We start from the raw sequence: 11,522 nt of genomic DNA on the forward strand, positions 1-11,522 counted from the left end.
CTCCCTCTTTTTCTTTTTACAATAATTCAATTTTCATCACATGAAATCAAAAGCATTGCTCCTTTAGCAATACTTTTAATTTCACTATTCAGAAATTTCTTCGATTTGGTGCATGTCAAGTTCAACAGGTGTTTCACGTCCAAACATATCGACAATCAACGTCAACTTATCTCCGTTAATTGCTGTAATCGGTGCTTCAAATCCTGAAAAAGCGCCATCGACAATACGAACACGTTTTCCAACAAAAACTTCAAAGTCAACTTCACGAACCAATTGACCCATTCCCACTAAAATCTCATTAATTTCTTCTTCAAAAAGTGGTGTCGGTTTTGATCTGTTCCCGTGAGATCCAACGAATCCTGTAACGTTTGGTGTATTACGAACAATAAACCACGCTTCATCAGTCATGTTCATCTCAACTAAAACATATCCAGGGAAAAGATTTTCTTCAACATCTTTCATTTTGCCGTTGACTTCTGTGCGTATCGTTTCTGTCGGAATTTCGACGCGCAAAATTTTATCTGCCATATTATAAAGCTGAGCACGATCGAGTAAATCTTCTTTAACTTTTTTTTCGTATCCAGAGTAAGTTTGAATGACAAACCAGCCTTGATCCAAATTAACCGTTGAATTTTCTTCCATTTTTTTACCTCTCATTTTAATGATTGTTTTATTTTTTGTAAAAGAAAAAGGGATTCCCCTCACTTCTTCTTTATTATATCATATTTTTTATCAATTGAACGATTTGTTTTTATCTTTTTTATCAAAAAAGATAAAAAGATAAAAAGATAAAAATATTCTTTCACGACTTATTTTTTTATTTGAGTAGGGGAAGCAGATGATTGACTGCTGTTGTAATCCCGTTTTTGCTGATCCAATCAAAAACAACAATGAATACTAAGAAAAAAATCGTGTACTCAATAACTTGGAAGAAGTCACGAATCGACTGTTGGCGCGTTGGCCATGTTGTCAATTTCATTTCTTCAATAATCCCTTTGATAAATTTCATTTTTTTGTCCTGTCTTTATCGACTTTTAGTGTGTCTATTATCTTGTTTCTTTGTGTAGGGTGTGTTTACCACACGTTTTGCAAAATTTCTTCACTTCAATGCGTTTTTCTTTTGCATTTCCTGACACATTTAAGGTGTAGTTTCGCGAACCACATTCCGTACATGCTAATCCAGCTTTTTTTATCATATCTTCTTTCCATTCTATCAAAAAAAAAGTGAAATCGCAAGAAAACCAAGCACGATTTATACACTTTATTTGATTTTTAACTCACTAATACTAAGTTTTTTTGATTATTTTGCCATTGCTTTTGCAACCAATGTGGTGTAAGCAATCGCTCCTTCATTTTGCGGATGAATTCTATCACTATAAAACCATGAAGGATTATTTTTCGATGCATCATTCCAATCAATAATGGTTAAGTTGGAATATTTTTTTGCTGAAGCTTTTAAAAGGGTATTATTTACAGAAACCCAAGGCTTATTTGGTGCTTGAACATTAATCCAATAAACCGGCTTTCCTTGTGACATAGACATGATTTTATCCACATAATTCGTCCCTCCAAAATCCAATAAACCATTGGTTCCAAGTCCAATAAGGAGAACATCCGATTTTTTTATTGCTTCTTTTTGAGTTTCAAGTTTCTGTGCTCCGACATTGGCTTGCTCGCCGACAACTGCATTGATGGTCATTTGAGGGAACATTTCTTTGAGATTGGTCGAGGCAGCAACCATGACTGAGTCTCCTAGTGCCAATGCTTTTAACTTACTCATTTTCTCAGCGACGAGAGGTTCTACATGATATTTACTCGCAATGGTTTTGAGTGGGAGACTGACTTTATCGTTTGCTTTTTGCGTTTGCTCTTTCATCAATATTGCTTGTTGTGCCAAAATTTTCTTTTGTAAGATTTCTTGATCACGCGCTGATGCTGGGGAGAACACGATGACTGCTAAAATCGCAATCAGAACAATCAAACCACTTGTTTGAAGTATTTTTTTTCTTGTTTTCCAATTTCCACCTGTAATAAAAGTATGGAGGATGTTCATCGTATTGGAATAATCAAATTTTTGAGCTGGTTTTTCAATGAAACGATAGGAGAGTTCAGATAATCCGACAATCAATAAAAGTTGCCACAATACATTGTACCAAGCAGTCGGATTCACTAACTTTTCTTCTGCCATTGTAAAGACTGGAAGTTGCCAGAGATAAATCCCTAGCGAACGTGTTCCGATATAATCAAAAACAACATTACTAAAAATTCGATTAGCACGCAGTGCGGGATGTGCAACTAAAGCAATAAGTATCATGGAAACAAAGCTAATCAACCACATGCCCCCGTAATACGTGACGGCACTTTCTGCTGGCATAAAAAGATAAGATAAAACTAAGATAAACACAGTAATGAGCGTTGCAATTAGTCCAACCTGTTGCCCTTTTTTATTGACCTTTCTAAAATGTTTATCAAGTGGCCAAATAAACGCCAAACTTGATCCCATCATCAAACTAAAGAGTCGTGTATCTGTTCCATAATAAACCCGTGTTGGATCTGCGCCCGGAACGAATAAAATCGCCATCAAAACAACAGAAATCAATGTGATGATACTCGTAATGAGAAAAATTTTTCCTTTGCTTTTGACAAATCTTAAGAGGACAATCAATAAGAGCGGCCATAATATAAAGAATTGACCTTCGATGGATAAATAATAGATGTGCTTAAATGGAGACGCTCCAGTGATGTTTGTGAAATAAGAATTTCCTTGTTGAATCTGCCACCAGTTTTGAACAGAAAATATACTAGAGAAAAATTCAGATCTTAGTCCTGAAAGGAGGTTTCTTTGAAAGATTAAAAGGTATGGGGTAACGACAAAGAAAACCGTCAATAATGAGGGATAGATTCTTTTTAATCGATTTCCCCAAAACTTTAAAACATTGATTTTTCCATTTTTTTTGTAGGTTCGAAGCAGTGAATCCGTGACTAAATATCCTGATAAAACAAAGAATAATACAACGCCAAGAAATCCTCCACGAATTGTTGAGGGGTAGATATGATAAAGAATGACGACTAACACGCCTAATGTCCTTAAGCCATTAAATCCTGTAATATAACGCTTCATTCAATTTTCCTTCTTAATCAAAACACAGTTCATTTTCTACACTGTTTTTTTGATTCTACAGTGTTCGTTTTTATTGTACCACATTTTCTATCATTTTATTGATGTCAATTATTAAATATACTTTTTATTTTATCCCAAGCTGATTTTGCTCCTTTTTGAATATTTTTCACAGTTTTATCGATCGTATTTTCTGTTGATTTTTGAGCATTTGAGCTGCTGGTTTTTGGGGTATTTCCTGTGGTGTGAGCTGCAGCTTGTCCTTGTTCAACAATGTCATCTTGGATGTCTCTTTGATCAGTATCATAAGGTACTTTTGGTGAGATATCATTCTCAGCATAAGGATTTTTTACAGTGAACGCTGTTCCTACGGTATAAGGGAGAACATAACTTGCGGCTTGTCTAAAAATCACAGAGGTCTGTCCTTCTGAGGTTCCTGTTAATTTGTAGAGGGTAGCATTGGGATTTGGGAAACCTACCCAGAGTGCCATGACAAGATCCGGTGTGTAGCCAACCACCCATTGATCGACATTTTCATTTGTTCCAGTTTTTCCTGCCAGCGTGTAACTTTTAGGTGCGGCATTGAATGCAGAGCCATTGGTGAAAGTACCGAGCATCATTTGAGTCATCGTCTGTGCAACACTCTGGCTTACGACACGCTTTGTTGTCACGTTGGCTGTTTTGATCACCTGACCTGAGGCATTTTCGATTTTTGTGATCAGATGTGCGCTATGCATGATTCCGCCATTGGCAAAAACTTGATAGGCTTGTGCCATCTGCCATGGATTTGTTTCAATCCCTGAACCTAGTGCATTGGTGAGATTCGTATTATTGATGCTAATGCCAAATGCTTTTCCTTTTGCATTCCCAACTGAAGGACCAATTGTTTTGTAAGTTTCAATTGCAGGAATATTGTAAGAATTTGCTAGGGCTTGATATAGCGGAACTTTTCCTGCCCACGTTCCACTGGCCTCGGTTGGTGACCAATTCCCAAAATTGGTTGGAACGTCATTGACTATTTTATTGATTGACCACCCTGCTTCAATTGCGGGAGTATAAACGATTAAGGGTTTAATCGCAGATCCTGGCGAGCGTTTGCCCATTGTCGCATAATTAAATCCTGTGAAAGAATTTGAAGTGGAGGTATCTACATTTCCAACGAGTGCTTCAACTTGTCCTGTTTTGGGATCAATTGCAACTGAGGCGGATTGAACTGTGGTCCCATCTGAAGCTTGTGGAAACAAATCAAGGTTACTGTATGTTTTTTGCAATCCTGTTTGCATATTTTGGTTCATCCCAGTATAAATTTTATATCCATTATTCATGATTTCTTGAACCGTTAGACCGTAAGTTTTTTCTGCTTCATTGATAACAGCGTTGTAATAACTTGGATATTTATAACGTGTGAGTGGAGATTGGTAGTTATTTCTAACTTGTGAAAGAAGGTTGATTTTCATGTATTGATCCGCACTGGATTGTTTTAAATAACCCGTATTGACCATGTTTTGCAGGACTGTATCTCTGCGATAAGTGGCGTATTTTCCTTTGGCATAGAGTGGATTATAGATTTCTGGTCCTTTGAGCATCCCTGCTAACGTTGCCGCCTCATCCATCGTCACTTGACTTGCTGGAACGCCAAAATAGCGCTCTGATGCGTCTTGAATGCCCCACATGCCATTTCCGAAGTATGAGTTGTTCAGATACATGGCGAGAATCTCGTCTTTGGTATAATGCTTGTTGATTTCAAGGGCAAGGAAAAATTCTCGTGCTTTTCTGTCAATCGTTTGGGCTTGTGTAAGATAGGCATTTTTAGCCAGCTGTTGCGTGATTGTCGATCCGCCACCAAAATGACCTAACGTGAGTACTGCAAGGGCAAACCGCGACACATTAACGCCGTGATTTTTGTAGAACGTGCGATCCTCTGTAGCAACGACTGCATTTTTTATGTTCGGTGAAATTTGATCAAGCTTCACTGTTGTTCCTTTTTGACCGTACAATTCCCCCGCAACACTCCCATTTTTGTCGATGATTTCTGTTTGGGCAGCGATGGATTTTTGAAGGACTTTTACATTCGCTGTTTTTGCGAGGTAAAAAAGATAAGAACCGACACTTACAATGACAAGTAAAATCAAGATGATCATAATTTTTGTCAAATTGTATTTTTTCCAAAAGCGTTTGATGGGACGCATCAGTTTTGAGAAAGTAGATTTGTTTTCTGTGCTTTTTTCTTCAGGATTTTCTTGTGTTTTTTTTATGTGATGCGCTGGTTTTTTCTTTTTGGTCTGGTCTTTTTGACGCCGACTAAAATTTTGATTTTCAGACATTATATTTTCCTCAAGTTTTTTTGTTTATTAATTCTATTATACTACGGATGATCAAAGATTTAATTTCCTTTGAGTCAAGGCTTTCCGCCTATTTTATCAAATTTTAGTTTATGATACAATATGAACATGGAATTTAACTTTATTTTACCAGAAAATTTTGAACCACAAAGCGTTAAGCACTTATTAGAAAAAACGTGGCTTGTTCCGAGGAAACAGCGGTATTTTTTGCGACTAAAAAAGCATTTTTGGGTCAATGGTGTGCTGGTCAGTGACCAACACATTCTTGTCAGTACTGACAGAATTAAAATTTGCTTTGATTCGGAGGATTTTTCTGAGCTTTTTGTCCCATTTGGCGATAAAAATCTGGCAGATCTGATTTACGAGGATGATCACGTGGCTATTGCAAATAAACCTGAGGGAATGAAAACGCATGGCAATGAGAAAAACGAGCTTGGTTTACAAAATCACGTTGCAGCTGCGGTTGGACACGGTGTTTTTGTCGTGCACAGACTAGATCAATCTACTTCTGGAGCTGTTTTATTTGCGAAAAATCAATTTGTTTTGCCCATTTTAGGACGCATGTTTGAGGAAAATTTGATTCATCGTGAGTATCTCGCACTCGTTCATGGCCATTTTTCAAGTCCTGTGATCACGATTGATCAACCGATTGGAAAAAATCGGCATGACAAAAGAAAGCAAATCGTTACCCCTACTGGAAAACGGGCCGTCACACATCTGTCAGTACTGACAGAATATAAAAAAAGCAGCCTGATCAAACTTACGCTTGATACAGGCCGCACGCATCAAATTCGTGTGCATTTGTCAGCACTGACAGCTCCGATTTTTGGAGATCTACTTTATGGCAATGACACGCACGAGCCGCGATTGATGCTGCACGCTCAAAAAATCAGTTGGCCTGATCCATTTACTGGTGAAATGCGAGAAGTTTTAGCGCCGAGCAAGACTTTTGATGCCCGCTGTCAACAAGAACAAGACAATCAAGATTAATGTGATGGCTGCTGATGCTGGTGCATTCAAATAATACGACGCAATAATTCCTGCATTAAGTCCGATTAAACTGGTCACAATGGACCAGATCAAAACGGATTTAAATGATTTTCCAATGCGCATCCCAATTGATGCTGGAAGAACCATGATGGCTGAAACGAGTAGTGCTCCTGCTGCTGGAATCATCAATGCAATTGCGATTCCTGTGATGATATTAAAAAGAATTGAGATAATTTTTACAGGAAGTCCATCAACAAACGCAGTATCCTCGTCAAAGGTCATGACATAAAGCGGACGGAAAAATAGAAAAAATCCGATTAAAACAACTGCCGCCATGACAAAAAGCATGAATACCTGTGCCATTGAAATCGTGATAATTGAACCAAATAAATACTGATCCAGACTAATATTAGTCGCACCTTTTGAAAGATTTAAAACGAATAGGGCAATCGCAAGTCCAGCAGACATCAAAATGGCGGTTGCGATTTCCATATAATTTTTGTAAATGACACGCAAGTATTCCAAAAATACTGACGCAAGCACCACCACAATCAAAGTCGTCACTGTCGGACTAAGGCCAAGTAAAACCCCAAAAGCAACTCCTGCTAGTGAAACGTGCGAGAGGGTATCTGACATCAGGCTTTGCCGTCTCAGCACGAGAAAAACGCCTAAAAGAGGGGAGAAAATCGAAATGGCCGTCGCTGCTAAAAGTGCATTTCTCATAAAACCATAACTGAGTAATTCAAGCATGTGTCACCTCTTTTACTTTGACCTTCTCACGATCAGTGTGCAAATCAAAGCAAGCAAATTTTCCATTTTGATCTTTATAGAGGTGAATGTTGCGATCTGCAAAAGCTTTGACTTCATCCGGATCATGTGTCACCATGAGTACACTTTTGCCATGTGTGTGAGCCGCATGGTGCATCAATTGATAGAAATCTGCAGAAGATACATCATCCATTCCTGTGGTTGGTTCATCTAAGATAAATAAATCAGGATCGCTTGCAAACATTCTTGCAATCGCGATTCTTTGTTTTTGTCCACCAGAAAGTTCCCCAATGCGATGATTCCGATAATCCCACATGCCAACAGCTTTTAGCGCTGTTTTTACGTGTTCTTCATCGTGAGCATTGAGTTTTTTAAACCATCCACGGCGTGGATAACGGCCACTGGTCACAAATTCTCGAACTGAACTTGGAAATCCTGCGTTAAAACTAGCCACTTGCTGCGGAAGATAGGCCAATCGAAGTTTTTCGCCCCGATCATTCTTGGGTGAAAGGGTTACTTTCCCATGTTTAGGGTGAAGAATCCCCAGTGTTGACTTGATCAACGTTGATTTTGCAGCACCATTTTCACCAGTCAAGGTGACAAACTCGCCTGAATCCACGTGATAACTAATATTTTCTAGTACTGGCTCTTTATCATAGTAAAAAGTCAGATTTTCAACATCGATATATCGCATTTTGAGTCCTTTTTCTAATTTCTCCTAGAGAAAAGCCCCCGAATGAATCAAACGAGAGCTTTAAGGAGTTTTATGAAAAGATTTTTAGGAAGGATTTCATTATAGTGCTCCTACCTTAAATTTTCCTTAAATTATTTGATTGTTTTTTCCATTGATTTTAAATTTTCTTGCATGAGACTAATGTAATTTGCCCCATCCTTTTTTTGTTGATCCGATAAGCCTTCAACTGTATTGATAACAAGTAGCTTTGCACCTGTTGCTTTAGCAAGGGTTTCTGCAACTTTGCTATTGGAATCATCTTCAAAATAAACGGCAGTCAATCCTGTTTTTTCCATCTGTTTTTTCAATTCAGCAAGTGCTGAGGGTGACGGTTCTACATCTGGATCAATTCCAGTAACGGAAATTTCGGTTAGTCCATAATCTCGTGCTAAGTAAGAAAAAGCTTCGTGTTGCGTGATAAATGTTTTTTGCTTCGCATTTTTCAACGTATCAAATGCAACATCTAATTTTTTTAATTGGGCGATATATGCGGTCGCATTTTTTTGAAATTCAGATTGATATTTCGGAAATTTTTTGCTTAACGCCGTTTTGATGTATTCCACCTCTTTGATGGCTTGTTTTGGACTCGTCCATGTGTGTGGATTGTTATCAATCTGCTTGACTGGCTTTGCAGCTTCAATTTTAAGTGCTGAGGTTTTGACTGGCAGAACCCATTTTTCTAAATCATTCGAATTATAAACAATCGCAGAAGCATTTGTCATGATTGCCACTTGCTTTGCGCTGGGTTCAAATTCGTGAATTTCTTGATTGGATGGCACAATATTTTCAACTTTTAATTCATCACCAACTACAGCTTTTGTAAATTCATACATTGGCTCAAAAGTCGTCACTACTTCTGGTTTTGTGGTTGATTTTTGACATCCAGTCAATAGGATCAAAGCGGATAAGAGCGGGATAAGTAACCATTTTTTCATTGAAATACCTCTGTCAGTGCTGACAGAAATTCCTGAATGGTTTTCTGTTCTTGACTGTTAAAATTTTCTGTAATTTTTTTGTAAGTTGCAAGTGTTTTTGCGTGATGTGTTTCATGTTCTTGAGCGATAGGATTCCCTTTTTCTGTCAAACGCCAGAAAACAACACGTTCGTCTGATTCGATTCGACTAGGCATTACTAACGCTTGATTTTGCAATTTTTTGATTGCTTTTGTCACTGCTGCAGGAGAAATATTAAGTTGCTCAGAAATGCGCGCATTCGTGAGTGGTGCTTTTTTTAATAGCATTAAAATGTGTTCTTGCGTACTCGTTAATTGTTCGTCTGATTCACATTCACCTAGTAATATTTCATGCTTATTTTCTGCAAATTGAGTGACGCGACTTAAAAATTGATCAATTTGATGGTCTAAATTCATCTTTATTTTCACTCCTTATTTTATTTACTGGTTAAGTATATCGCAAAAAAACAATAATGTCAACTGGTTAACATTATCATTTTTAACTTTTTGTCTTTATCGAATGTTCAAGATGAATCACCGCACCATCTGTCAATTTTACTGTAAAGAGTTGATGCGCTTGATCTTTCACAACATCTACTTCACCATTTGAAAATGTAAAATGCGCTGGCTGATCCCCACATTTTGAATTAATCACTTCAACCATCATCTGTGCTAATGCTTCATTTTTTTGTTCAATCAATAACTTTTTCGAATCGATTTGACATTGTAATGAAAATTGAAGCACCATTCCAAAAATCACAGAAAGTACGAGAACATAAATTAAAATCCCACCTTTTACTTGTTTTTTTGTGCAAAATTGTATAAAAATGTCCTTACTCCTCCTGTTTTGAATTCAACTTTTACCTCAACTAACTGCTGTGTTTCTGAGATTTGTGCCCCTTTAATCTGATAAAGCATGGGCTGATACCCTCGTCCACTGTCGTCCGTTTTTCTAAAATCATCGCTCACAAAACAATAGCGAATTCCTTTGTCAGCACTGACAAAAAGTGCATTATTTTCTACTTTCACAAACTGTGTCCCGTCAAGCTCTGAGCGCATTTGCTCACAAAAAATTTGCCAATCTTTCGATGAATTTAGAGCTTGTGTCATGATTTGAGCATGCAAAACTTTCGTCAATCCAAAAATCACTAAAACAGACTCAGAAATGACAAAAAGTGCGAGTAAAGTTTCAATCAATGAGAAAGCTCTAATTTTTTTCTTCAAAGCTTAAGATTTCTTCTCCTTTATTTTTTATAATAATTTTATTTTCTGAGTGAATAATGAGAATATCTTCCCCATTTAAATTTAGATGGTCCTGACCACTTTGTATCGCCATTTGTGCAACATTATACGCTTCAATCTGATTTTTTAAGCACATCTCTTCATGATTACTTTTTGTCAGTGCTGACAACACGATTGTGACAATAATTGATAATAAAGCCAATGAAATCAATCCTTCAAGGAGTAAATAAGCGCTAACTGATTGTTTTTTTATATTTTCCACTTCCCATCTGCAACTGATATGTAATTTTTTTATTTTCAATTGGGATTCTCATTTGAATTTTAATTAAACTAGAATTTTCACCTTTTTCGTTAAAATTAACATTAAAATTTTCAATCAAAATCTCATTTGGTACACTAATGGCTACTCCGTCTGCGAGTAGCTGACCTTGAGTTACTGATAATTCAGTTGAATGACCGCGCAAAGCTGCAACTGCTTGAGTGTTTTTGTATAAATTCTCAAATCGTAACACAAAAAGCTCACTTCTTACGACATGCACTGTTTTTGTCAGTGCTGACGAAAATAAAAGGAGAATAAAACTCGTCACTGACAGCACAAGCAGCGCTTCAAGTAAAGTAAATCCTTTAATCTGCAACCGTTCGCGCTTCATCTTTGTTCTGTGCATAATACTGATCATAGCTCTCCGCTTGTTTTTTTGTAATCAAATCATCAGAAATCAGTGCCGATAATGTCGCGTCTCCAGTGTGATCCAATTCATAAAGTTGGGCTTGTCCTTCCACCACTTTCACAATTGCAGCATCTCCTGTTTTTTGAACTTGTGCTTTTTCTTTCATTAAATTTGGAACAAAAAGCAAAATTAAAATACTGATAATCGCTAACACAACGAGCATTTCAATTAAGGTAACTAAAAATAGCACCATCAACAGGCGCTATTTTTTCATAGTATACTGTCTTGCTTTTTCAGCTTAACAAGCAACTCCTTCAAGTTCATTGCTTCGTACTCTTTTCCTTCTAGCTTCTTCATGTCTTGCTTATATTCAGCGACCGCTTTGTTAAATTCCTTATCTGTCGCTCCATCCATCTCTTCACGGGTTGGCGTGTCACAGTCGATATAATCCGTGATAAATTCTCCGTCATAGATAGCAATAACCATGAATGTATCTCCTAAGTCAGCTATATCCTCAAGAGCTCTGTGGATAAGGTCTCCGCTCTCATAGCTCGTCTTTATTTTCATTTGTATGCCTTTCTTTGATTAATTCGTAAAGTTCTACGAACTCTTCTTTTGTGTATTTTTTATCCCTGATGAAATTCCTTGCTCTAGTGAAAGATGAGCGTCTATTATTTTCGGCTTTCTGTTCTTTAGTTAGCGAAGCTCT

The 11,522-nt window shown here is 37.3% G+C and carries 16 protein-coding genes; 1 reads left to right on the forward strand and 15 read right to left on the reverse strand.

What is annotated here, in order from left to right; translation table 11 throughout:
• Nucleotides 1-84: 84 nt before the first annotated feature.
• From nusG to GHI93_RS10840, 5 genes are all read right to left on the reverse strand, one after another.
• Complete coding sequence (gene nusG, locus GHI93_RS10820; protein WP_153497040.1) at nt 85-642, reverse strand: transcription termination/antitermination protein NusG; 558 nt, start codon at nt 640-642, stop codon at nt 85-87.
• Nucleotides 643-817: 175 nt separating this feature from the next.
• Entirely contained in the window at nt 818-1,009 is a 192-nt protein-coding gene (gene secE / locus GHI93_RS10825; RefSeq protein WP_153497041.1) for a preprotein translocase subunit SecE, read from the reverse strand.
• A 37-nt stretch (nt 1,010-1,046) separates the two neighbouring features.
• Nucleotides 1,047-1,196: a 50S ribosomal protein L33 gene (gene rpmG, locus GHI93_RS10830; protein ID WP_153497058.1), complete on the reverse strand. Its 150-nt coding sequence runs from the start codon at nt 1,194-1,196 to the stop codon at nt 1,047-1,049.
• A gap of 104 nt (nt 1,197-1,300) precedes the next feature.
• On the reverse strand, nt 1,301-3,121 hold the full coding sequence (locus tag GHI93_RS10835) for an acyltransferase family protein (RefSeq protein WP_153497042.1): 1,821 nt from the start codon (nt 3,119-3,121) through the stop codon (nt 1,301-1,303).
• A 104-nt stretch (nt 3,122-3,225) separates the two neighbouring features.
• Nucleotides 3,226-5,442 carry a PBP1A family penicillin-binding protein gene (locus GHI93_RS10840; protein WP_153497043.1) on the reverse strand — a complete coding sequence of 739 codons (2,217 nt, stop codon included), beginning with the start codon at nt 5,440-5,442 and terminating at the stop codon, nt 3,226-3,228.
• 126 nt (nt 5,443-5,568) lie between these two features.
• On the opposite strand from GHI93_RS10840, the gene GHI93_RS10845 reads away from it, so the two are divergent.
• Nucleotides 5,569-6,450: an RluA family pseudouridine synthase gene (locus GHI93_RS10845; RefSeq protein ID WP_153497044.1), complete on the forward strand. Its 882-nt coding sequence runs from the start codon at nt 5,569-5,571 to the stop codon at nt 6,448-6,450.
• On the opposite strand, the gene GHI93_RS10850 is transcribed toward GHI93_RS10845, so the two are convergent.
• The 10 genes from GHI93_RS10850 to GHI93_RS10895 form a co-directional block, all read right to left on the reverse strand.
• The gene (locus GHI93_RS10850; RefSeq protein ID WP_153497045.1) at nt 6,391-7,200 is read right to left on the reverse strand and encodes a metal ABC transporter permease; all 810 of its coding nucleotides are present in this window, start codon (nt 7,198-7,200) and stop codon (nt 6,391-6,393) included. The genes GHI93_RS10845 and GHI93_RS10850 overlap by 60 nt on opposite strands.
• The gene (locus tag GHI93_RS10855; protein ID WP_153497046.1) at nt 7,193-7,912 is read right to left on the reverse strand and encodes a metal ABC transporter ATP-binding protein; all 720 of its coding nucleotides are present in this window, start codon (nt 7,910-7,912) and stop codon (nt 7,193-7,195) included. The genes GHI93_RS10850 and GHI93_RS10855 overlap by 8 nt, the downstream gene beginning before the upstream one ends.
• A 131-nt stretch (nt 7,913-8,043) precedes the next feature.
• Nucleotides 8,044-8,886 (reverse strand): metal ABC transporter solute-binding protein, Zn/Mn family, encoded by an 843-nt coding sequence (locus GHI93_RS10860; RefSeq protein ID WP_153497047.1) that lies wholly within the window; start codon nt 8,884-8,886, stop codon nt 8,044-8,046.
• Complete coding sequence (locus tag GHI93_RS10865; RefSeq protein ID WP_153497048.1) at nt 8,883-9,320, reverse strand: zinc-dependent MarR family transcriptional regulator; 438 nt, start codon at nt 9,318-9,320, stop codon at nt 8,883-8,885. Before GHI93_RS10865 ends, GHI93_RS10860 begins: the two co-directional genes overlap by 4 nt.
• 82 nt (nt 9,321-9,402) lie before the next feature.
• Entirely contained in the window at nt 9,403-9,651 is a 249-nt protein-coding gene (locus tag GHI93_RS10870) for a hypothetical protein (RefSeq protein WP_281347494.1), read from the reverse strand.
• Between the two features lie 47 nt (nt 9,652-9,698).
• Nucleotides 9,699-10,100: a competence type IV pilus minor pilin ComGF gene (gene comGF, locus GHI93_RS10875; protein WP_246177103.1), complete on the reverse strand. Its 402-nt coding sequence runs from the start codon at nt 10,098-10,100 to the stop codon at nt 9,699-9,701.
• Nucleotides 10,101-10,110: 10 nt separating this feature from the next.
• Nucleotides 10,111-10,407: a competence type IV pilus minor pilin ComGE gene (gene comGE / locus GHI93_RS10880; RefSeq protein WP_343030368.1), complete on the reverse strand. Its 297-nt coding sequence runs from the start codon at nt 10,405-10,407 to the stop codon at nt 10,111-10,113.
• Nucleotides 10,379-10,822 carry a competence type IV pilus minor pilin ComGD gene (comGD, locus tag GHI93_RS10885; protein ID WP_170272439.1) on the reverse strand — a complete coding sequence of 148 codons (444 nt, stop codon included), beginning with the start codon at nt 10,820-10,822 and terminating at the stop codon, nt 10,379-10,381. Before comGD ends, comGE begins: the two co-directional genes overlap by 29 nt.
• A complete protein-coding gene (comGC, locus tag GHI93_RS10890) occupies nt 10,770-11,066 on the reverse strand; it encodes a competence type IV pilus major pilin ComGC (RefSeq protein ID WP_246177105.1) in 297 nt (98 codons plus the stop codon). Before comGC ends, comGD begins: the two co-directional genes overlap by 53 nt.
• Before the next feature lie 17 nt (nt 11,067-11,083).
• Nucleotides 11,084-11,299 carry a hypothetical protein gene (locus tag GHI93_RS10895; RefSeq protein ID WP_153497054.1) on the reverse strand — a complete coding sequence of 72 codons (216 nt, stop codon included), beginning with the start codon at nt 11,297-11,299 and terminating at the stop codon, nt 11,084-11,086.
• Between the last annotated feature and the right edge of the window lie 223 nt (nt 11,300-11,522).

It is taken from the genome of Lactococcus hircilactis, from assembly GCF_009601015.1.
GTDB classification, from domain to species: Bacteria; Bacillota; Bacilli; order Lactobacillales; family Streptococcaceae; genus Lactococcus; species Lactococcus hircilactis.

Bases quoted from the DNA above. Each gene is read 5' to 3' on its own strand.
- nusG (WP_153497040.1), bottom strand. From the start codon at position 642: ATGGAAGAAAATTCAACGGTTAATTTGGATCAAGGCTGGTTTGTCATT.
- secE (WP_153497041.1), bottom strand. From the start codon at position 1,009: ATGAAATTTATCAAAGGGATTATTGAAGAAATGAAATTGACAACATGG.
- rpmG (WP_153497058.1), bottom strand. From the start codon at position 1,196: ATGATAAAAAAAGCTGGATTAGCATGTACGGAATGTGGTTCGCGAAAC.
- GHI93_RS10835 (WP_153497042.1), bottom strand. From the start codon at position 3,121: ATGAAGCGTTATATTACAGGATTTAATGGCTTAAGGACATTAGGCGTG.
- GHI93_RS10840 (WP_153497043.1), bottom strand. From the start codon at position 5,442: ATGTCTGAAAATCAAAATTTTAGTCGGCGTCAAAAAGACCAGACCAAA.
- GHI93_RS10845 (WP_153497044.1), top strand. From the start codon at position 5,569: ATGGAATTTAACTTTATTTTACCAGAAAATTTTGAACCACAAAGCGTT.
- GHI93_RS10850 (WP_153497045.1), bottom strand. From the start codon at position 7,200: ATGCTTGAATTACTCAGTTATGGTTTTATGAGAAATGCACTTTTAGCA.
- GHI93_RS10855 (WP_153497046.1), bottom strand. From the start codon at position 7,912: ATGCGATATATCGATGTTGAAAATCTGACTTTTTACTATGATAAAGAG.
- GHI93_RS10860 (WP_153497047.1), bottom strand. From the start codon at position 8,886: ATGAAAAAATGGTTACTTATCCCGCTCTTATCCGCTTTGATCCTATTG.
- GHI93_RS10865 (WP_153497048.1), bottom strand. From the start codon at position 9,320: ATGAATTTAGACCATCAAATTGATCAATTTTTAAGTCGCGTCACTCAA.
- GHI93_RS10870 (WP_281347494.1), bottom strand. From the start codon at position 9,651: ATGGTGCTTCAATTTTCATTACAATGTCAAATCGATTCGAAAAAGTTA.
- comGD (WP_170272439.1), bottom strand. From the start codon at position 10,822: ATGATCAGTATTATGCACAGAACAAAGATGAAGCGCGAACGGTTGCAG.
- comGC (WP_246177105.1), bottom strand. From the start codon at position 11,066: ATGGTGCTATTTTTAGTTACCTTAATTGAAATGCTCGTTGTGTTAGCG.
- GHI93_RS10895 (WP_153497054.1), bottom strand. From the start codon at position 11,299: ATGGTTATTGCTATCTATGACGGAGAATTTATCACGGATTATATCGAC.